General features: G+C 38.2%; 20 protein-coding genes. 13 read left to right on the top strand and 7 right to left on the bottom strand.

Annotation, left to right across the window (positions count from 1 at the left end):
* Window positions 1-13: 13 nt before the first annotated feature.
* The 5 genes from darG (at window position 14) to HHK01_RS08065 (ending at window position 4,848) form a co-directional block, all read left to right on the top strand.
* Complete coding sequence (gene darG / locus HHK01_RS08080; protein WP_170007309.1) at window positions 14-1,057, top strand: type II toxin-antitoxin system antitoxin DNA ADP-ribosyl glycohydrolase DarG; 1,044 nt, start codon at window positions 14-16, stop codon at window positions 1,055-1,057.
* A 422-nt stretch (window positions 1,058-1,479) separates the two neighbouring features.
* A complete protein-coding gene (locus HHK01_RS15565; protein ID WP_228027516.1) occupies window positions 1,480-1,713 on the top strand; it encodes a hypothetical protein in 234 nt (77 codons plus the stop codon).
* Between the two features lie 90 nt (window positions 1,714-1,803).
* Window positions 1,804-1,950, top strand: a complete 147-nt coding sequence (locus tag HHK01_RS08075; RefSeq protein WP_170007308.1) for a hypothetical protein — start codon at window positions 1,804-1,806, stop codon at window positions 1,948-1,950.
* A gap of 356 nt (window positions 1,951-2,306) precedes the next feature.
* The gene (locus tag HHK01_RS08070; protein WP_170007307.1) at window positions 2,307-4,532 is read left to right on the top strand and encodes a hypothetical protein; all 2,226 of its coding nucleotides are present in this window, start codon (window positions 2,307-2,309) and stop codon (window positions 4,530-4,532) included.
* Between the two features lie 166 nt (window positions 4,533-4,698).
* A complete protein-coding gene (locus tag HHK01_RS08065; RefSeq protein ID WP_170007306.1) occupies window positions 4,699-4,848 on the top strand; it encodes a hypothetical protein in 150 nt (49 codons plus the stop codon).
* A 274-nt stretch (window positions 4,849-5,122) separates the two neighbouring features.
* Here HHK01_RS08065 and HHK01_RS08060 read toward each other — a convergent pair whose 3' ends face one another.
* The 4 genes from HHK01_RS08060 to HHK01_RS15920 all read right to left on the bottom strand — a co-directional run bounded on the left by HHK01_RS08060 (window position 5,123) and on the right by HHK01_RS15920 (window position 8,019).
* Window positions 5,123-5,383 (bottom strand): hypothetical protein, encoded by a 261-nt coding sequence (locus tag HHK01_RS08060; RefSeq protein WP_170007305.1) that lies wholly within the window; start codon window positions 5,381-5,383, stop codon window positions 5,123-5,125.
* Window positions 5,380-6,180 carry an ExeA family protein gene (locus HHK01_RS08055; protein WP_170006484.1) on the bottom strand — a complete coding sequence of 267 codons (801 nt, stop codon included), beginning with the start codon at window positions 6,178-6,180 and terminating at the stop codon, window positions 5,380-5,382. Before HHK01_RS08055 ends, HHK01_RS08060 begins: the two co-directional genes overlap by 4 nt.
* Window positions 6,173-7,426 (bottom strand): DDE-type integrase/transposase/recombinase, encoded by a 1,254-nt coding sequence (locus tag HHK01_RS08050; protein ID WP_170006483.1) that lies wholly within the window; start codon window positions 7,424-7,426, stop codon window positions 6,173-6,175. Before HHK01_RS08050 ends, HHK01_RS08055 begins: the two co-directional genes overlap by 8 nt.
* Before the next feature lie 134 nt (window positions 7,427-7,560).
* Window positions 7,561-8,019 (bottom strand): DUF6431 domain-containing protein, encoded by a 459-nt coding sequence (locus HHK01_RS15920; RefSeq protein WP_228027714.1) that lies wholly within the window; start codon window positions 8,017-8,019, stop codon window positions 7,561-7,563.
* 417 nt (window positions 8,020-8,436) lie between these two features.
* On the opposite strand from HHK01_RS15920, the gene HHK01_RS08045 reads away from it, so the two are divergent.
* Window positions 8,437-8,850 (top strand): hypothetical protein, encoded by a 414-nt coding sequence (locus HHK01_RS08045; RefSeq protein WP_170007304.1) that lies wholly within the window; start codon window positions 8,437-8,439, stop codon window positions 8,848-8,850.
* A gap of 468 nt (window positions 8,851-9,318) precedes the next feature.
* Here the strand turns inward: HHK01_RS08045 and HHK01_RS15915 are convergent, their stop codons facing one another.
* From HHK01_RS15915 to HHK01_RS08030, 3 genes are read right to left on the bottom strand one after another with little or no spacing between them, the layout of a single operon-like run.
* Window positions 9,319-9,699 carry an integrase core domain-containing protein gene (locus tag HHK01_RS15915; protein ID WP_407646898.1) on the bottom strand — a complete coding sequence of 127 codons (381 nt, stop codon included), beginning with the start codon at window positions 9,697-9,699 and terminating at the stop codon, window positions 9,319-9,321.
* Window positions 9,700-9,710: 11 nt separating this feature from the next.
* Window positions 9,711-10,223: an IS3 family transposase gene (locus HHK01_RS08035; RefSeq protein WP_170007303.1), complete on the bottom strand. Its 513-nt coding sequence runs from the start codon at window positions 10,221-10,223 to the stop codon at window positions 9,711-9,713.
* Between the two features lie 8 nt (window positions 10,224-10,231).
* Window positions 10,232-10,534 carry a helix-turn-helix domain-containing protein gene (locus HHK01_RS08030; RefSeq protein WP_228027515.1) on the bottom strand — a complete coding sequence of 101 codons (303 nt, stop codon included), beginning with the start codon at window positions 10,532-10,534 and terminating at the stop codon, window positions 10,232-10,234.
* Window positions 10,535-10,859: 325 nt separating this feature from the next.
* On the opposite strand from HHK01_RS08030, the gene HHK01_RS08025 reads away from it, so the two are divergent.
* From HHK01_RS08025 to HHK01_RS07995, 7 genes are all read left to right on the top strand, one after another.
* The gene (locus HHK01_RS08025; RefSeq protein ID WP_170007302.1) at window positions 10,860-11,009 is read left to right on the top strand and encodes a hypothetical protein; all 150 of its coding nucleotides are present in this window, start codon (window positions 10,860-10,862) and stop codon (window positions 11,007-11,009) included.
* 772 nt (window positions 11,010-11,781) lie between these two features.
* Window positions 11,782-12,696, top strand: coding sequence for a Gfo/Idh/MocA family protein (locus HHK01_RS08020; RefSeq protein WP_170007301.1), 915 nt, complete (start codon window positions 11,782-11,784; stop codon window positions 12,694-12,696).
* A gap of 177 nt (window positions 12,697-12,873) precedes the next feature.
* Window positions 12,874-13,182: a PTS sugar transporter subunit IIB gene (locus HHK01_RS08015; protein WP_170007300.1), complete on the top strand. Its 309-nt coding sequence runs from the start codon at window positions 12,874-12,876 to the stop codon at window positions 13,180-13,182.
* 21 nt (window positions 13,183-13,203) lie between these two features.
* Entirely contained in the window at window positions 13,204-14,499 is a 1,296-nt protein-coding gene (gene celB / locus HHK01_RS08010) for a PTS cellobiose transporter subunit IIC (protein ID WP_170007299.1), read from the top strand.
* 61 nt (window positions 14,500-14,560) lie between these two features.
* The gene (locus HHK01_RS08005) at window positions 14,561-14,866 is read left to right on the top strand and encodes a PTS sugar transporter subunit IIA (protein ID WP_170007298.1); all 306 of its coding nucleotides are present in this window, start codon (window positions 14,561-14,563) and stop codon (window positions 14,864-14,866) included.
* Window positions 14,867-14,880: 14 nt separating this feature from the next.
* Window positions 14,881-16,269: a glycoside hydrolase family 1 protein gene (locus tag HHK01_RS08000; protein ID WP_170007297.1), complete on the top strand. Its 1,389-nt coding sequence runs from the start codon at window positions 14,881-14,883 to the stop codon at window positions 16,267-16,269.
* Between the two features lie 261 nt (window positions 16,270-16,530).
* Complete coding sequence (locus HHK01_RS07995) at window positions 16,531-18,447, top strand: BglG family transcription antiterminator (RefSeq protein WP_265575533.1); 1,917 nt, start codon at window positions 16,531-16,533, stop codon at window positions 18,445-18,447.
* Window positions 18,448-18,852: the final 405 nt, after the last annotated feature.

Here is an 18,852-nt window from a genome sequence, read left to right as displayed (position 1 = left end):
GAGAGGTGAAAACGTGATTATCTATACTACAGGTGATTTATTAAAATCATCAGCTGATGCCTTGGTGAATACCGTGAATTGTGAAGGTTATATGGGGAAAGGTATTGCTTATCAGTTCAAAATGCAGTTCCCTAACAATAATAAAGATTATGTCAAAGCATGTAAAACAGGAGAATTGCAAATTGGGAAGCTACATTATTTTAAAGAAGACGGTAAAATCATTATTAACTTTCCGACAAAAAATAAGTGGAGAGCGAAGTCTAAGATTGAATATGTAGAAAAAGGACTGGATGAGCTTGTAAAGTTAATAGAGCAATTGGGTATTCAGTCGATTGCTATTCCACCTTTAGGAAGTGGAAATGGCGGTTTAATTTGGAATGATGTGAAAGCGTTAATCGAGAAAAAGTTATCCGCTGTTGATGAAAATGTTCAAATTCTTATATACGAACCGTCTCAAAATTACGTATCTCAACCAAAATCTGAACCCAATTTAAGTTTATCTGGGCTTGTTTTAATGGATATCAAACACCACCTCAAGAAATTTGATACGTTACGACTTCAAAAGACAGCTTTCTATATGGATGTTTTTTCTGGGGAGCATTATTTCAATTTCACAAGACATAAATACGGGCCATACGATAATTCTATTGCTATTATCAGCAGGAACATTAAGGAATTTCAGAAGTATCATGGTGTCAAAAGTACACAAGAGGCCTATGGTATTTTGTATAATAAAATTGTAAGTGGTCATGTTGAATTAAAGCTTGCAACATTACAACCATTTATTAAAAAAGCAGCAGAATACGTTAACACATTCAACACCAATCATGAATTAGAATGTTTATCTACAATTACGTATTTATTAAAAGAAAAAGAAGAACTAACACAAGCTGAAATTGTAGATGAATTCAAACGCTGGTCAGGAGATAAAGCCAAAAGGTTTCCTGAAGAGGATATTATAAATGGCATTGATAAGTTGTTTGACTTCCACATTGTTGAAAAAACATTAATGGGATACACGCTTAATCAATCGTTGAACGCACATATACGTATCTAAAACACGGGGACAGTTCTCATGCTTCTTTTTTGTTATACGTGAACAAATGTTCTTGATGTTCTTTTACTAATGGGCTATTCTTAAGGGCTTTGTGCCCAGGCACTTTCTGAAATTTGTCGAATGAATGTTCTTGGCATAGTATAGATTCCCTTTGGGTGATGATGGCTGTCACCACTTTCTTGTTTCACAGAAGGTCTCAGTGCCTAGTATAGTAAATAGCCCGTTATCAAATGAAAAAAGCCATCGTTATCTTGTACAATGGAGGCACCTACTACAGAACTTCCATGCACATACCTAATCTAAGGAAAGGAGATAAACGATGACTTATGTGTAGTGCAAAATAGAAGTACAGAGTCGTGCAACGAATACGTACACAACTTTGTACTTCTTTTTTAGGAAAAAGAAGCCTTGCCAGCCCTCCAATGAAAGGAATCAACAGTGAGTTCACTCATGAAGTGTCAATCATCGTAGATCAATATACTCCATGCTTAGAGCATAGAGAATCTGGAGAAATATACCCAACTGATGTAAGTTCCGTGACAAGGGAAGACCTAAATCAAATTAGTTCAAAGTATGGCTGGAGTAAGTTTGATTGGGCTGTTTACTATAATTCCAACACTTGTACGTTGAAGAAGTTAACGATAAAGGAATGCTGAAGTTGTAAGCCGAAAAGCACGGAAACTTGTATTAACGACAGAAGCGGCCGAGCAGTTGGTTACGACCTACTTTTGAAGGAGAGATTAACTGTGAAGATAAAAACAATTAGCCGAAAAAATGTCATGCAGTTGGAGAGAGCGGTAAAGGGCGGCGTGTACACTGTCCCTACAAGAAGTACTAGAGAGCAAGATGAGGTAATGAAAAGGTTAATCCGGCAGATGAAAAATAATCACTGAGGAAGCACGGGGCGGTTCTTGTGTTCACCTAATCTTTACCAATATAGTAAAATGAAACAAAGCTGGGAATGAGGTATTTGGCAAAAAGCCAGGGCTATACAAAGTCTTAGAAACAAATACACTCATGTTTATCTTCCCCAAGAAAAATGATGACCCGATGTTAGTGTAGAGTTTACTGTGTATTATGTAGGAGAATTGCCCGCTGAGACACTTAGTGGGTTTATTTTTTTCTCTCCGGAATTTTTGTTGTAGAGTTAGTAACGGAAAAAATTATGAATGAGGGGGATGAGTCATGCTTGTGGGAAGAGAATGGATCCAAAGGAATTTCGAGTTCTGGACGTTAAGAAGGGGTATCCATGCAAAGTTTTGACTATCAAGTGCAAAGAGTAGATTTTAGATTAAGGAACGAGTTTTTAGGTTTAGAGACGGAAATTTATGAGGTTGACCATCGGGCTTATGTCATCGTCTGCCTTTCTTCGCTGGAGTATTTTGATGAAATGGTTAAAACGTTTGATTATTCAATTCGACCCGCTGCAGAAGCAATAGCACTATCGACTTACGTACCGGAGAAATACAATAAAAAGATTCCTTCTATTCCAAACCCAGTTTCAGGATTCAGAGGGTTCCCGTTAACGATCATGCAGTTGAGAACAATTCTTGAAAGTAAGTTTCACGCTTTGAAGTTTGAAGGCTTATACGTGGACTATACATATCACGAACTAATTATAGAAGTCGTAGATGATGCTGAGCAAAAGCAGGGCATGTTGCATGAATTGCGAGAGTTTACTCAGACGGTAACCCCCTTTTCAAATATAATCATTAGATTTGTCTTAGAAAACTACTGGGAGAAAATCGTTGAAATAAGTAAAAGCTTTGTTTTTATTAAGTCGGTTATAGCTGATAGAACTGGGAGCCACTATAAGATCATTACTGTGCACGCTTCACCGCAGGAATTATATAATTTTCACCATGCTTTGAAATTAAAATGGGGGAAGTATACCTTTGAGGTGCATAACGGAAGTCTTACAAGTTCTTCGGATTGGGATACTGTTCTCCAACGATATGCTAGTCAAAAAGTCGGTTCTGTTTTATTTCGAGATAAAGTTACGCATGTTTCAATCGCCGGTTCAAGCACCTTAACTTTGGAAGAGCGGGAGAATATTGAAAAACTTATTTGTAAGCTTAATCCTTCGATCGAAACAGTTCATATAAGGAATCAAGGGGTTTCTACGCCTCCAGTAAATGAAAGGGCCCTCCACGTTCAGACATACCGCACGATGCCATTTTCAACTCGAGATGCTGATTTGTGGTTTAGAAATGCGGAGAAAATATATACAGGGGAGTATACGAAAGACAAGCTGTATTTTTACCAAGAACATGTAACAAAATGCTACCTAGATTTTTCTGTCTTTTCAAATTTGAATTTGCGGAATCATCTTCTTTTGTATGATGTCGTTTATATTGCTCCACCATTAGAAATGGATGATAAGAAGAATACAAGAATGTGGCTAGAACAACAAGGGATGCAGATAGAGGAACTTTGGGAACTTATTCGAAGAGGTAGAATGAAACTTTTCCTAGTTAATGACGAAAAACGGTACAATCAGGAGCTAATTAAGAATGCTTTTGCTATTGATGAGTTTTCATTAGTTACTAGAAGAGGGATCCATGCACTTTTAGCGGTAGAATTTACAGAGATCGCCCAGCAGTCTATCATGAATCATCTTGGTTCAGACGGATGGAATTTATTACGGATTATTTGTGATAAAATTTCAGAACAAATAAACGTCTCAAGCGAAGACCTTTTTAAAATGCTAACCTGGCCGATTCAAGCCAAAAATAAAAGTATGGAGATACTTACTTTTGATAGTCCGTTTCAACTGGCTAACATTGGAGTTCATCAATTCATTCCATCCATTAAAGGAAATGAAAAAGTCAACTTCGAATTCCTAGCCAATAGTTCTCCTATTTATATTTCTAATGCTTTAAATGCAACCTACTATCCATTTCAAGAAACAGATGGACGAAAAGTTTATAGCAACATTGGAGTGGCTAACATCGTCGGCGACATTTTAAACAGCTATAAGTACCCTCACAGCGAGCAGCAACAAACTTTAATGAAGTTAAAGCAACTACACCGACAAGAATCCCATAGCTTAAAATTGTTCGATGTAGCAGAGTCCTTACCTATAACAGAATTTGATCAGATTGCAGACCGTCATCATACTAGAGAAACATTAAGAAATATGCTTTCTGACTTTGAACAACTGACAGCTAATGAACGCAAAGAGAAAGTAGATGAATATAACCAACTACTTTACGAAATTAGTCAGGATAATAGTCACAAAAAAATAGATTGGAAAAACTACGTACTCGGCGGAGCAGGTCTCCTTCCAAATGTAGGCATGTGGTTTTCCATTGTTGGATTATTGCGTGGGACCTACAAAGATATGACTAGAAACGAAAAAAAGATAATAGATCAACTTATTGACAACTTGTCAGAAAGGGAGTTAACAGACAAAGAAAAACAGGAAATTTTTGTATTGAACAAGATTGATCGCGCGGCAAGACTGGGTAGGTGAGTGCAGAAGCAGGACAGAGATTTCTTATGTATTAGAAACATATGCTTCCTTTTTCTCTAGTAAACTTCTATACAAGAGTGTATAATAGAGGGATACAGCTGAATATTGTGAGGGTGGTTGATTGTTAGTCTTCTTTCCGATTTGGATCGGAAGGGAGGTGATAATCATGGAAACATTTCTTGAATTCGTTCGCGAAATTTTGAAAGGGGCAGTGCGTGAAATTGCCGCATTTCTCTTTCGGAAAAACGTACTAGAAGACAAGAAAACCACCCTACGCCGTCACAAGCAAGAGGGTGGTTCTCAAGATAAACATTAAATATTTTGACAACCACCACCCTGACGGTAGAGGCTGTAGGGAAAGTGTGCTCGAACACTTCTCTCTTTTATTATATGCCCATTATACATAACAAGATTCGTATAGGCAAAAAAATTGGATGGGATGATTGTAAACGAGCACATTATTTCAGCACCTCATTTTCAAATTATTGCGGGAGAAAATATGAAATAATGTGCTCAGTTTTCCACGTTATTCCGGAATATGCAAAACTCTGTTCAAATTAATCCAGTTCTTAAAATGAAAAAGAGAGACCCTAAAACGGGTCTTCGACTTTTATAAAATCCTCTAGCTGAACGCTTACTTTATAGACTTCCTGTATGTGCAGCACTAGTTTGACATCATCCTCTATCGTGATAAACCAGTCTAAATCCTTCTGAAGATAGGCTTGAAAACACTGCCCTTGAATGAATAGTTCAAAGAAATAACCTTGTTGAATCCAGTAGTCTTGATGCCCAATCCATAATCTCCATTCTTGTTCTTCCTGATTATAGATCATAATTCCTTTTGTCATCATAACCCACTATCCTCGATCGCTAAGCGTACCACTTCTTCATCGATCTGTTCTTTTTTCTGCTGCGTTCCAAATAGTAAGCTATTAATGGTTAACGTGTTAATAACACGAGGTCGTCCTTGTGACCGTAAAGCAATCGCCTCAATAGCTGCCTCCGTAAAAATAGGCATCTTAGCTCCAGCTAGCTTCATATGGTGGTCGATATACTCGGCTACTTCTTCCTTCACTAGAGGCTGTATCTCATATTTCATTATCAATCGCTGGGATAGGGGTCTGTGATGATTAATAGACAAGCGTGTCTTTAGGTGTGGCAACCCAGCTAAAATCAAGATAAATGGATTCGTTGAGTCCATCTGAAAGTTAAATAGAATCGCTAAGTCTTGTAGAAACGCATCTTTAGACAAATGCATTTCATCGAGTATGAAAACAGGGGTCATCTTCCGTTCATGGGCCATTCGTTCAATTCCTTGCTGAATTTGGCGAAATACATCCACTTTACGGAATTTCGGCTCTTCTCCTAAACCGTAAACTAAGCCTCGATAGAAGTCCATAACGCCTCCTGTCGAAAGAGGGAAATAGACGACATGGTACAGCGAGGGATTCAATGATTCTTTAAACGTTCGCAACGTAAAGGTTTTGCCCACACCGGGATCACCGATAAGAAGACCCATTCCTCTTGATTTCTTCAAGTAATCGAGTGCTCCAAGAGCACCTTGGTGGTCAGTTGATTGGAAGGCATCAGCCGAACGCAAGTTTTTAGAAAATGGTGTTTGAGCCAAGGAATAGAAAGACTTATACATAGTCGTTCCCCTCCTTTTCGTCCGTTAAGGTAAAGGGAGAACGCACTCGTTTTGCTTTGGCATTGTCTGTCATTGATACAGGTACTGCTTCAGCCACCCTTTGATCCTCTTCAAATACAAAAATGCCTGTCTCATCAAAGCGGACATCAATGGATTGTCCGATAAAACGTGGGGGTACCTCATAGAGTTGTTTGTTTAAAGTGATTGTACTATCGGCTTTCACCTTTCGGTGTTCTCTCTTCAAAAAGATCGTGTCTAGAATCGCTGTATTCTCAAGAAGCGTCACGTTCTCCAATTGAGATTGGTAGACTTCATGCGGAGTCTTTCCATCTAAAGATGCATGAATACGACGATGATAGTCTTCTTCTAGCCAACGCCAAAACCGTTCATTTAGCTCTTCTAAAGAGTCTACTGGTTTTGCTTGGAGTAAAGGATAGAACCTCGTTTGAATCGTTTTAAAGAGCCTTTCAATCTTGCCTTTCGCACGAGGGTCGTAAGGCTGTGTGTGAGCTAGCGTTATCCCTAATTGAGCACATGCATATTGAAGAGTTTCTGAACGATAAATCTTGCCATTATCGGCATAAATCATCGTTGGCTTTCCCCTTCGAAGAAGGGCCTCTTTGGTCACGACTCTTACACCGTCGAATTTCTCTGATGAGAAAAACTGACCAAACGGAACGAGACGAGAACAATCATCAATATAAGCGATTAGAAACGTCTTTTTCTTTTTGCCATCAATCGGAATGTAAGGCCCGTGAGACAGATCCCCCTGCCATAAATGATTGACTCGTTCATGGGCAAACCTTTTTCTTTCAGGGGTTGCGACAATTCTTTTCCCTACTAGATTGTGTTTTTTAAGTAATCGGTTTATAGTAGAGTATGATATTGTATTTTTCTTTATTTCTCCTAGCTCAATGAGGTGCTCATAGAAGACACTCACGGGCATATGGAGAATTTTTTTTCGTAGTTCGAGAAGTTGATCTTGGTCATCAGCCGATAACCTTCTCGAATTTCCTCGGTCTGTCCGTTTCTTCGGCTTTAATGCTTCAAACCCATGTCTGCGGTAATGAAGCAGCCATTCCTTCATCGTTTTTTCTGCGACGGTTCGCTCTCCATAATAAGGAATGGAGTGAACCTTTCCTACTAACTCTCCAAAGTATTCTTTGGCATCCACCTGTTCATTTAATAGTGGGGCAATTAGTCCATACCGAAATAAGGCTACTTGTTCCCGTTCTTTTTCATTCATGGAATCTTCCTCCTTTTAGTGAGAAGGACGACCGGTCATCCATGGTTATTATTCTACTTTTTTCGGGGTTTTCCGACTATGAAAAAAGTGTGTGGGATGAACAATTTTTTTATATCGCTAAAAATATGGTAGAATTAATGTGCCATAAAGTATGATGAATTATGCCCCCAAGACCTTCGTAAGAAGGTGGATTCGCCAAAATCTCGGAGCAGGTTCAAATATTTTATGGCCTCTTTTTTTATATCTGCTGAAAACCCGCTTACCACACCTAAAGTTACTAGAAATGTATGAACCCACTTTAGACTCTTACAGAACCTCGTTAGGTGAAATCTTAGTAATTGTCGACTACTCTTTCCTTTCTTATCATGTAATAGCTGATAAACCCTCTGTAAGATCGTATGAATTGTATGTTGAAAGTAGGGAATGAAAAAGTCCGGAAGGATGGATAAGCTCACTTTACACTGTAAGCATTTCATTCGGCAGATGGGAACCCTAACGGTCTCCTCCTCCGTCACGCCAAAACGCCAATAATAGCCATGTCTATGTATGTTTCCTGGTGAAGGACACTGACAGTTTGGACATTGATCAAACATTGGAAAATCATTCTCTTTTCCTAATACAGCATACTCACTCAGCTCTATCTCGAAATCATAAGGAATAATCAAAATAAAAAACTCCCCCTCATAATATGCAAAAAAGGTAGCACATTACTCCGGAGAAGTACAGTTTCTATACTGGGGGAATATGAAAATATCGAAGGTTTTTCAGAGGAAGGAAAGTGACTGTTTACAGGATGATGCCTGTCATCGCTCGAATTTATGAACAGTTTTAGGCACTTGTAGTTGAAGTGGAGTAATAGATAAAGCGTTGAAAGTTGATGATTTACATACTAAAGTATCTTTACTATAAGAACAAAACAGACCATAAAATTTTTGAATTGTAAATATAAAGGAACAACCAAAACTTTTAATCTAGCAGAATTTGTTGTGATTAACAGGGGGAATAGAAGAATGGATGAAAGAAAAGTATATGAGCCAGGTGTTTTTCTAGGAGAATTAGTTACAAGTCTTGATGAAGTGAAACAAAACGTAAAACAGTTCAATGAAGACTTGGAAAATGAATTAGACATTGTAACACAATTGACTATGTTCAAACATTGGTATTATATAACCGAACTCGATTTATTTGGTCCGAGTAAATTCATCGGCTATAAAAACATGAATTCATCGAGATATAACCGCGGTAAAGGAAAGACAGGTGTTCATACGGAAGAAGTATTAAAGGAATGGTTTATAAAAATTCCACATGACGAGGGAATTGGTACAGAATTGATGGGAAAATTAGCAACAATGCTTAGTACATACGAAAAAAGAGTCCGTAGCAATGCTCAAATACATTTCCTGAAGTATACGTGTCTGCTATGATGGGCGCAATCCACTAACACTCCCTTTGGAGGGGGTGAAGCTCATGGAGACAACAGAAATTGTTGCAATTGTCATTGCTGCACAGACATTTCAGGCTGTGTACACAGGAACAATCGTAGCCATCGTTGTCGCCATAAATAAAAAGAAATAGCCACCCTCACCGACCAAAGTAGGGTGACTATTTCTATGCCCTTAACAGGTTAGCCGCTAATCCTTGCGGCATGAGTTGTTACCTGACCGTGTGTAGTTGTAGCTACCGCGGTCTTTTTTATTTCTACGCTACATTTATTCATATTATACATAACGTTGAGTATCGCCGCAAACTTTTTCATTTCGGTGCCAAACATTTGATGGCAGAGTGCCTGTGCGTTGCGATCCTAAAAGTAGACAATATAAATTCGGTTTTCACTGAAGGAACCAGTTCCTTTAAGACTTAGTTCCTTTCCTTCTCATCATCCTGAAAGTGTCTCAGAGAGGTTGGCTTGTCAAGATGAGAAGGAGAATCCTTGGCATCTGCCCGCTTTTAACTCGCTTTACCGTAGTAAGCAGGGTCCTGTAATTTAAAACTCCTTGAATGCGCTTATGATTATAATAGTCTATATATTCATGGATGATTTGCTTGGCTAACTCTATTTTCTTGACTAATTTTAATTCTTTATGCTCCGTCTTTAAAAATGAGCAGAAGCTTTCTATGCATGCATTATCAAGGGCATTCGCTTTTCTAGACATGCTTGGGAGGATGTTACACGTGCCCATTAATTCATTCCATCGAGTGGAACGGTAGGGCATTCCGCGGTCAGAATGAAGAATGATACCCTCTTCTGGTTTTCTAGATTCTAATGAAGACATAAGCGTATCCTCTACCAGTTTGACGTCGTGAACTTCAGATAGTTGATATGATATCCTAAAACAAAGTTATCATGTAAATCTAATAAAGCAGAGAGGTAAAGCTTTTTATCACCAATTGGAAATTCAGTCACATCTGTAGCCCATTTTTCACTAATTTTAGTGATGGAGAAATCTCTTTTTAATAGGTTCTGATAGATATAACCAGCTGCTGTCACTTTATTCCCGTTCACTGATTTACTCTTTTTCTTACGTGTTTGGCTCTTTAATCCTAACTCTCGCATTAACCTTCTAACGACTTTTTCGCCTACTGGAAGGTTGTGTTCGTTTCTCAATTCCCCGTGAACCTTTCGATAACCAAAGTTCTTTTGGTGTTCGTTATAAACAATTGTGATATATTCTTTTAATTCCTTATCTTTATTAGATACTCTTTTCTGTTTCCCTTTATTCTTTACATATTTATAGTATCCGCCTCGCGACACTTCAAGTTTGTCACATATTTTAGAGACGGGGTATTTAGACTTCATTTCGTCAACTACCTTGAACTTTGCCTTTTTCCCTCCTTTCGTTGAATTTGAAGATACTTTTTTAGTATTTCATTCTCCATTTCCAAATCTTTAATTATATCTTGGTCACTTATGGAACTGTTTCTCTTCTTGCGTTTTAAGCCAACTTCTCCATAGGTTTCATATTTATCAATCCACACATAAATATAATCAGGATCAACCACATCTAATTGTTTGGCTACAACCTTTACACTTTCTCCAGCTTGTACTCTTTTAACTGCATCCAGTTTGAGTTCAAACGAATAAGATTTATAACTTCTTTTAGTAGACATCGAATCGCTCCTTTTTTTCACCATTATGGTCATGGATTTCCTGAATTATTCGTGTCTACTATCATGGGCGCAATTCACAGGCACCACCCGAACTCTCTTGTTTCACGGTTGTTAATTAACGAGTAAATAGTTAAAATAGATAAACGCTTTATAAGCCTTACAAAAGGGTGAATTGAATAGTCTCTTATGGACGGGAACGTATGTTTCTTGTTTCTCTAGTAATCTTCAATAAGTGAGTGTATAATGGAAGTGTGCAACTGAATATTGTGAGGGTGGTTGGTTGTCTGTCTTCTTTCCGATTTGGATCGGGAGGGAGGTGATAATCATGGAAACATTTCTTGAAGTCGTTCGTGAAATTTTGAAAGGGGTAATGCGTGAAAGTGCGGCATTTCTCTTTCGAAAAAACGTACTAGAGGACAAGAAAACCACCCTACGCCGTCACAAGCAAAAGGGTGGTTCTCAGAAAAGTAAATAATTTTTGACAACCACCACCCTGGCGGTAGAGGTTGCAGGGAGAAGTGTCAAACACTTCTCTCTTTATTTATATCTCATTATACATAAAGATATGCTTAGTGTGAAGGAAAAGTAGTGACGGTGCCCTGTTACAATTGTCATTGCTGCACAGACGTTTCAGGCTGTGTATACAGGAACAATCGTAGCTATCGTTGTCGCCGTAAACAAAAAGAAATAGCCACCCCTCCGACCCAAGTTGGGTGACTATTTCTTACTCACAGGTTAGCCGCTAATTCCGCGGTATGTGGTTGCTTTGACCGTGTGTAGTGCTATTATCTACCACGGTCTTTTTATTTCTACTCTGCATTTTCTCATATTACATGATGATGTGCTATAGGGCAACCGAGACAAAACACGGGGACAATTCTTGTGTTCCCCCAAGTTTCGGCAAAAATTTTGTAAAAAGGCTAAAATGGGGTATATGGCACCTCATAAACCTTGATATTATAGGATTTTAATTCTCACTTTTTAATTGTAGTGACCTAAGGAAAATGCCTGATGTAGTTGACTTTTTTCCCCTTTTGCTTCTACTGTTAGTCTGAATTTAATCAAAGAAGGTGTTTACATAGTATAGGGGAATAGGGTGATTTTTCAAAGTAAACTGAAAAAGGTTGTAGTGACCAAATAAAACATAAGAATATTGATATACGGGGATTCCAAAGCCTTCTAGCCGTAACTCGGGCTAAAAGAACCATCCCCTAGTTTCACAATATAACCCAAGGAGGGATGCGATAGTGAGAAGGGTTCGAGTTGGAATGATTGGGTTGGGTGGTATTGCGCAGAAAGCATACCTGCCAATTCTTACAAAAGAAATAGACTGGGAGTTTGTTGGTGCCTTTTCACCGAGTATGGAGAAAAGGAAATCTATATGTAAGCAATACCGTATTCAGGATTTTGCCAGTTTGTCAGCCTTGGCACAAAATTGTGATGCGGTCTTCGTGCATAGTTCAACAGGTTCTCATTATGAAGTTGTATCAGAGCTTTTAAACAAAGGAATCGATGTCTATGTTGATAAGCCATTGGCGGCAACAGTTTCAGAGGCGGAGAAATTAGTAGATTTAAGTAATAAGCATGGAAGAAAGTTAATGGTGGGATTTAACCGGCGTTTTGCCCCGATGTATATAGAGGCAAAGAAAAAAGCGAATCAGTTAGCTTGGGTCCGATTCGAAAAGCATAGGGTTAACGGAATTGGTCCTAATTCAGCTAAGTTTACAATGCTGGACGATTACATTCATTTGGTTGACACAGTTCGTTGGCTGGCAGATGGAGACTTACAGGCTATGTATAAAAATCTACAAATCAACCATGAAAATCAGCTCATCTCTGCGCAACATACCTATGAATCTTCTGATAAAATAGCATTCACTACAGCAATGCATCGTAACGCTGGGTCTAATCTAGAGCAATTAGAACTTTTTTCAGACGGTACAATTATACGTGTTAAAAATATGCATACGATGGAGATAGAACAAGATGATAAAACGGTGATTAAAACTCCTCCATCGTGGGAAACGGTGGGCAGACAGCGGGGCTTTGAAAACGCGATACACCATTTTATTGCATGTATTCAGAATGATAAACAGCCGATTGTGGATGGGCTTGAAGGATTGAAGACACAGGTGGTTGTTGACACGTTGTTGAAACATTAATAGATAATAGAGGGCTCTTTACATTATGTAGAGAGCTTTTAGTTATCCTTCCAGCCAAAATGTAAGCGCTTAATCATTTCCGCTATCTAACGGAAAAACAATGTGTGTAGCTGAAAGCGGTTGTATTTTACAATAGAAATACAACTTGAACTTTACAAAAAATTGGGGGAATTATAAATGAAACGTATTTTATTAGCATGTTCATCAGGAATGTCAACTAGCTTGTTGGTAAAAAAAATGGAGGAGGAAGCTAAGGAAAAGGGTTTAGAAGTTGAGATTTGGGCTGTGGCACAGGATAAGGCGCCAGCTGATATGGAGAAGGCGGATGTTTTATTAATTGGGCCACAAATGAGGTTTATGAAGAAAAAGTTCTCTAAAAGAGCTGAAGAGGTTGGTATTCCACTAGATGTTATTGATCCTGTGGCATATGGCCGAGTAGATGGAAAGGCAGTTTTGAATAAGGCCCTTGAATTAATTGGGGAGTAAACAAAACAGGGGGGAAACGATATGAACAGTAAATTTATGCAATTCTTGGAGGATATTTTGTTACCGATTGCAGACAAATTAAACAACAATCGTTATTTATCTGCATTGCGTGATGGTTTTATGACAGCATTACCACTGATTATTTTTGGCTCGATATTCGTGGTTATTGCGAATTTCCCATTCCTTGATAAGTTTATAAGTGAAGATGCTTTTGCGGCCTATCAAGATGCTTTAGGTCCAGCATCAGCTGCAACGCTAAGTATTATGGGAACATTTGTAATAATTGGGATTGGGTATAAGTTGACGGAGTACTATAAGGGAGAAGCTATTTACGGTGGTGTTGTAGCATTTGCTTCTTTTCTCATTTTGACACCACAAGTACTTGACGGTGTTTCTGGTGTTATTCCAACAGCAAGTCTTGGTGCACAAGGGATGTTCCTTGGTATTTTCACAGCCTTTATTTCAGCCGAGCTTTACCGGTTTTTTGTACAAAAAAATTGGACAATAAAGATGCCCGCTGGTGTTCCTGGAGCTGTGTCCAAATCATTTAGTGCATTAATTCCAATTACATTAACGCTTACTGTATTTTTAATCATTCGCATTATATTTAGTTATACATCATTCGATACTGTGCAAAATTTCATTTACACCGTCATTCAAGAACCTTTAACAGCATTGGGTAGCGGATTGCCGGCAACGATTATCGCTGTATTATTGATTCAAGTATTTTGGTTCTTCGGGTTGCACGGCCAAATTATTGTCAACTCAGTATTTGATCCAATCTGGTATGCATTAAATGATGAGAATTTAAGTGCTTTCCAGGCAGGTACTGAACTTCCTAACATAATTACAAAACAGTTCATCGATTCCTTTTTAGTTGGGATGGGTGGATCTGGTATGACTTTAGCTGTTATCATTTTAATTTTTATGATTGGACGAAGTAGGCAGCTTAAGGAAATGGGGAAATTGGGAGCACCATCGGGAATCTTTAACGTAAATGAACCAATTATTTTCGGACTGCCAATCATTATGAACCCATTGATTATTATTCCATGGCTATTAGCGCCGGTGGTTGTTACGATTATAACGTATTATGCGATGGCGACAGGTATGGTTCCACCGCCAGCCGGAATTATTGTGCCATGGACAACGCCACCTATTTTGAATGGCTTTTTGGCAACAGGAAATGCATGGCAGGGTGGCGTTTTACAAGCATTTAACCTAGTAGTAGTCATGGTTATCTGGTGGCCATTCTTAAAACTCCTAGACAAAAATTATTATGAGATTGAGAAAAAAGAAACGCAAAAAGCGGAATAAGGTTATGGGACAAGGGGATGCCCCCTGTCCCAATATTGCAGACTTCAGAGGTGAATGGCACATGGATAAATTAACAGAAATTTCCTTTCAAATTATTTTATATGCTGGAAATGGTAAATCTAGCGCAATGGAGGCAATACAAGAGGCAAAAGCGGGTAATTTTGATGAAGCTGACAGATTGATTGAAGAAGCAAGTACCGAGCTTGGGAAGGCACATGGCTACCAAACCAAACTACTTCAGGAGGAAGCGAGTGGTGAGGGGACTGGAGTTAATGTGATTTTAGTTCATTCACAGGATCATTTAATGACTTCCATGACTGTTAGAGATCTAGCTGTTGAAATTATTGAAATCTATCGAAACAAATAAGGGGAGGTAACTATATGTCTATAAATTATAAATTTCCAAGCGGTTTCTGGTGGGGAAGCGCAACCTCCGCAACACAAATTGAAGGCGCAGCACATGAAGGTGGAAAAGGCGAAAATATTTGGGATCACTGGTATAAAACAGAGCCCAATCGCTTTTTTGATAATGTAGGACCTGAGTCCACCTCAGACTTTTATCATGTCTATAAAGAAGATATTCAAACGATGAAGGAAATTGGTCACAATACATTCCGCATGTCTATTTCCTGGGCTCGATTAATTCCCGGTGGACGCGGGGAAGTTAACCCAGAAGCTGTGACATTTTATAATAATGTAATTGATGAGCTACTTGCTAACGGGATTGAACCGTTTGTGAATCTTTTCCATTTTGATATGCCATTGGAATTACAACATGAAGGTGGTTGGGAAAATCGAGAAGTAGTAGAAGCTTATGTAGACTATGCAAAAGAAGCTTTTAGCCTATTCGGAGACCGGGTCGAAAAATGGTTTACATTCAACGAACCGATTGTACCGGTGGAAGGTGGTTACCTGTACGATTTCCATTATCCAAATGTTGTCGATGCAAGACGTGCGACACAGGTGGCATACCATACGATGATTGCCCATGCAAAGGCTGTTGAAGCTTTCCGTACCTTTGACGTTAATGGTGGGAAAATAGGTATTATTTTAAACCTGACACCTTCGTATCCACGAAGCCAAAACCCTGCTGATCTTAAAGCATCGCGTATAGCAGATTTATTTTTCAACCGTAGCTTTCTTGATCCAGCAGTATTAGGGGAATACCCCGAAGAATTAATCGAAATCTTACGTGAGCATGGACAATTACCGGTTACACAAAAAGGTGACGGTGCATTGTTAAAAGCCAATACTGCGGATATTCTTGGTGTGAATTATTACCAGCCAAGAAGGGTAAAAGCAAAAGATCATTTACCAAATCCATATAGTCCATTTATGCCTGATTGGTTTTTTGATAACTATGAAATGCCTGGTAGAAAGATGAATAAATATCGTGGCTGGGAAATCTATGAAAAAGGTATTTATGACATCATGATCAATTTAAAAGAGAATTATGGAAATATCGAGTCATTTATCTCAGAAAATGGTATGGGAGTCGAAGGTGAAAGTCGATTTATTCAGGACGGTGAAATTCAGGATGATTACCGAATTGAATTTATTCGTGAACACTTGAAATGGCTACACAAAGCAATCGAAGCAGGATGCAATGCAAAGGGGTACCATTTGTGGTCCTTTATGGATAACTGGTCATGGATGAATGCCTACAAAAATCGTTATGGCTTTATTTCTGTTGATGTTGAAACGAAGAAACGAACATGGAAGAAAAGTGCACATTGGATCAAAGCAGTTTCTGAGAATAATGGATTTTAACTGATTCGAGGCGGCAAAAACGGTTGGATTATGAAATGTCCTGTTTGGAATGCGGATGGGAGTTGCTGAAATGCTCGAGACTCTCATAAAGACTATTCACCACAATTCCTTAACAATCTTATATAATGTAATTTTTAAACTATGATTTGATGGGTTCTGGTTCATGATAGAATCAGGGCCTTTTAGTATTTCAATATTAGCGGTATAGTAGAATAACGGATGCATTTTATAAGGAGAAGAACCACTATGTTGAACTCCAGAATGAAAACAGTTCTACGCGAATTAATGGCGGCACAAACTACTCTCACAGGAAAATATTTAGCGAATATAAATCAGGTAACACCACGTACTACAAGGGAAGACGTGAAAAGTATTAATGCGTCGATTTCCGACAATGGTGCACATATCGATTCTATTATGGGTAAAGGGTATCAGTTGTTCATTGATGATGCTTTAAAGTTCCGTAAATATTTACAATCTGTTTTTAAGGAAGAGGTTTCTGATAGCACAGTTATACCGAAATCGCCAGAAGAACGGTTAACTTATTTAATAAAACGCTTATTGTTAAGTGAAGGGTATGAAAAGCTTGATGATTTAGCTGAGGAAATGTATGTAAGTAAATCAACAATCCAAAATGATTTAAAACAGGTTAAACATATATTGAGCGGATATGGTATTCGTCTGGAATCACGTCCTAATTATGGATTAACTGTTAGAGGTAGCGAGTTAAAACGCCGTTTCTGTGTGGCCGAATATTTATTCGATCGTAATGAGGAGACAAGTGATCATCCTGTTGAAGCACATCTAGCGTCTTTGGCTAAAACAGATTTGGATTCTATTTTGGCTATAATAATGAGACAAATAGAGAACAATAAAATAACCTTATCAGATATTGCATTGAATAATCTCCTCATCCATATTGCAATCGCCTATAAACGGATAAAAAGTGGATATCATGTGACATTTTATCAAGCAGATATGCAATCTATTACTGATCAGAGGGAATATTTAGTAGCGAAACAGATTGTGAAGGAAGTTGAAGATACCTTTCATGTTCAATTTCCCCAAGCTGAAATCGCATATATTGCCATTCACTTACTAGGTACAAAAATGTTATCTCAAACGAATGATGCTGATGAAGTTGTTGAACAAGTTTTAGAAGGTGATATGTATCAATTAGTCATGGTAGTGCTTGAAAAAATAGAAGCGGAATTTAATCTAGGAATAAGTTTGGATAAAGAATTAATTATTGGTTTGGGATTACACTTAAAACCTTCGATCAATCGCTATAAATATGGAATGAATGTACGAAACCCAATGCTTAAGGATATTAAACAGAACTATCCATTAGCATTTGAAGCGGGAATCATAGCAGGAGTTGTGATAGAAGAACATACAGGAACCAAAATTAATGAAAATGAGATCGGATATCTTGCGCTTCATATTGGAGCGGCAATGGAAAGGCAAAAATTAAAATCAGGTCCTAAACGCTGCTTGATCGTTTGTGCTTCCGGTTTGGGTACAGCAAAACTGATCTATTATAAGATAAAGTCTAAATTCAGTAGAGAAATTGATGTAATTGGTACAACGGAATATTATAAGCTTGATAAACTTGATTTAAACGATATTGATTTTATTGTCAGTTCCATTCCAATTTCAGGGGATTTACCTGTACCAGTAGTAGAGGTAAATGCTATTTTGGGAGATAATGACCTTAAGAAAATAAGGGACTTTGTAGTTGAAAGCAAGCAGAGTGTAAATCGTTATTTCCAAAAAGAGCTCATGTATTTAAGAAAAAGCTTTAATTCTAAAGAAGAGGTTTTGGAATTTATGCATAACCAATTGCATAAAAATGGATTAGTCGAAGATACTTTTCTCGAGGCCGTGTATGAACGGGAGGGAATATCCCCTACATCCTTTGGTAATTTGGTGGCAGTTCCCCATCCCATTGCACCAAAATCTGAAACTACATTTCTTGCTATTTGCACATTAGATAAACCTATTAATTGGAATGATAGGCTAGTACAATTTATTTGTTTACTTTGTGTAAAGAAAAACAGTACCGAAGACTTGCAATCAATGTATGATTTATTAGGGAATATTATCGAGAATCCTCCGATTGTTCAAAAGTTAATCAGTGTGAAAACCTTTGAAGAATTTATCCATGTGCTAGAGTGAGGGGGAAACACGGGGACGGTTCTTGTGTTTCCCTAATTTTTACCAATATAGTAAACAGAGACAAAGTTCTTTATTTTTTCTGTTTTTTTAATTTACTAGGAATAATTGAAGAAAGTCAGAACTAGATGTTGTGAAAGGAATGGTGCGTGAAGTAACCGCACATTCTTTTCGTAAAAACGTCCTAGAGAACGAGAAAACCACCCCGCGCCGTAGGAAGCAAGAGGGTGGTTCTCAAAAGAAATAAAATTCATTGACAACCACCACCCTGACGGTAGAGGTGCAGAGGGAAGTGTCGATACACTTCTCTCTTTATTTATATCTTATTATACATGAAGGTATGCTTAGTGTGAAGGGGAAACACGGGAAACACGGGGACGGGTCTTGTTCCACCCTAATTTTTACCAA

Source organism: Bacillus fonticola, from assembly GCF_012955605.1.
GTDB classification, from domain to species: Bacteria; Bacillota; Bacilli; order Bacillales; family JC228; genus Bacillus_CG; species Bacillus_CG fonticola.
This window is presented reverse-complemented; position numbering and strand designations above follow the sequence as displayed.

What these genes read in the sequence shown, in the direction of transcription:
- HHK01_RS15565 (WP_228027516.1), top strand. Translation starts at nt 1,480, where the DNA reads ATGAAAGGAATCAACAGTGAGTTCACTCATGAAGTGTCAATCATCGTA.
- HHK01_RS08070 (WP_170007307.1), top strand. Translation starts at nt 2,307, where the DNA reads ATGCAAAGTTTTGACTATCAAGTGCAAAGAGTAGATTTTAGATTAAGG.
- HHK01_RS08065 (WP_170007306.1), top strand. Translation starts at nt 4,699, where the DNA reads ATGGAAACATTTCTTGAATTCGTTCGCGAAATTTTGAAAGGGGCAGTG.
- HHK01_RS08060 (WP_170007305.1), bottom strand. Translation starts at nt 5,383, where the DNA reads ATGATGACAAAAGGAATTATGATCTATAATCAGGAAGAACAAGAATGG.
- HHK01_RS08055 (WP_170006484.1), bottom strand. Translation starts at nt 6,180, where the DNA reads ATGTATAAGTCTTTCTATTCCTTGGCTCAAACACCATTTTCTAAAAAC.
- HHK01_RS08050 (WP_170006483.1), bottom strand. Translation starts at nt 7,426, where the DNA reads ATGAATGAAAAAGAACGGGAACAAGTAGCCTTATTTCGGTATGGACTA.
- HHK01_RS15920 (WP_228027714.1), bottom strand. Translation starts at nt 8,019, where the DNA reads ATGTTTGATCAATGTCCAAACTGTCAGTGTCCTTCACCAGGAAACATA.
- HHK01_RS08045 (WP_170007304.1), top strand. Translation starts at nt 8,437, where the DNA reads ATGGATGAAAGAAAAGTATATGAGCCAGGTGTTTTTCTAGGAGAATTA.
- HHK01_RS15915 (WP_407646898.1), bottom strand. Translation starts at nt 9,699, where the DNA reads ATGTCTTCATTAGAATCTAGAAAACCAGAAGAGGGTATCATTCTTCAT.
- HHK01_RS08035 (WP_170007303.1), bottom strand. Translation starts at nt 10,223, where the DNA reads ATGAAGTCTAAATACCCCGTCTCTAAAATATGTGACAAACTTGAAGTG.
- HHK01_RS08030 (WP_228027515.1), bottom strand. Translation starts at nt 10,534, where the DNA reads ATGTCTACTAAAAGAAGTTATAAATCTTATTCGTTTGAACTCAAACTG.
- HHK01_RS08025 (WP_170007302.1), top strand. Translation starts at nt 10,860, where the DNA reads ATGGAAACATTTCTTGAAGTCGTTCGTGAAATTTTGAAAGGGGTAATG.
- HHK01_RS08015 (WP_170007300.1), top strand. Translation starts at nt 12,874, where the DNA reads ATGAAACGTATTTTATTAGCATGTTCATCAGGAATGTCAACTAGCTTG.
- celB (WP_170007299.1), top strand. Translation starts at nt 13,204, where the DNA reads ATGAACAGTAAATTTATGCAATTCTTGGAGGATATTTTGTTACCGATT.
- HHK01_RS08005 (WP_170007298.1), top strand. Translation starts at nt 14,561, where the DNA reads ATGGATAAATTAACAGAAATTTCCTTTCAAATTATTTTATATGCTGGA.
- HHK01_RS08000 (WP_170007297.1), top strand. Translation starts at nt 14,881, where the DNA reads ATGTCTATAAATTATAAATTTCCAAGCGGTTTCTGGTGGGGAAGCGCA.
- HHK01_RS07995 (WP_265575533.1), top strand. Translation starts at nt 16,531, where the DNA reads ATGAAAACAGTTCTACGCGAATTAATGGCGGCACAAACTACTCTCACA.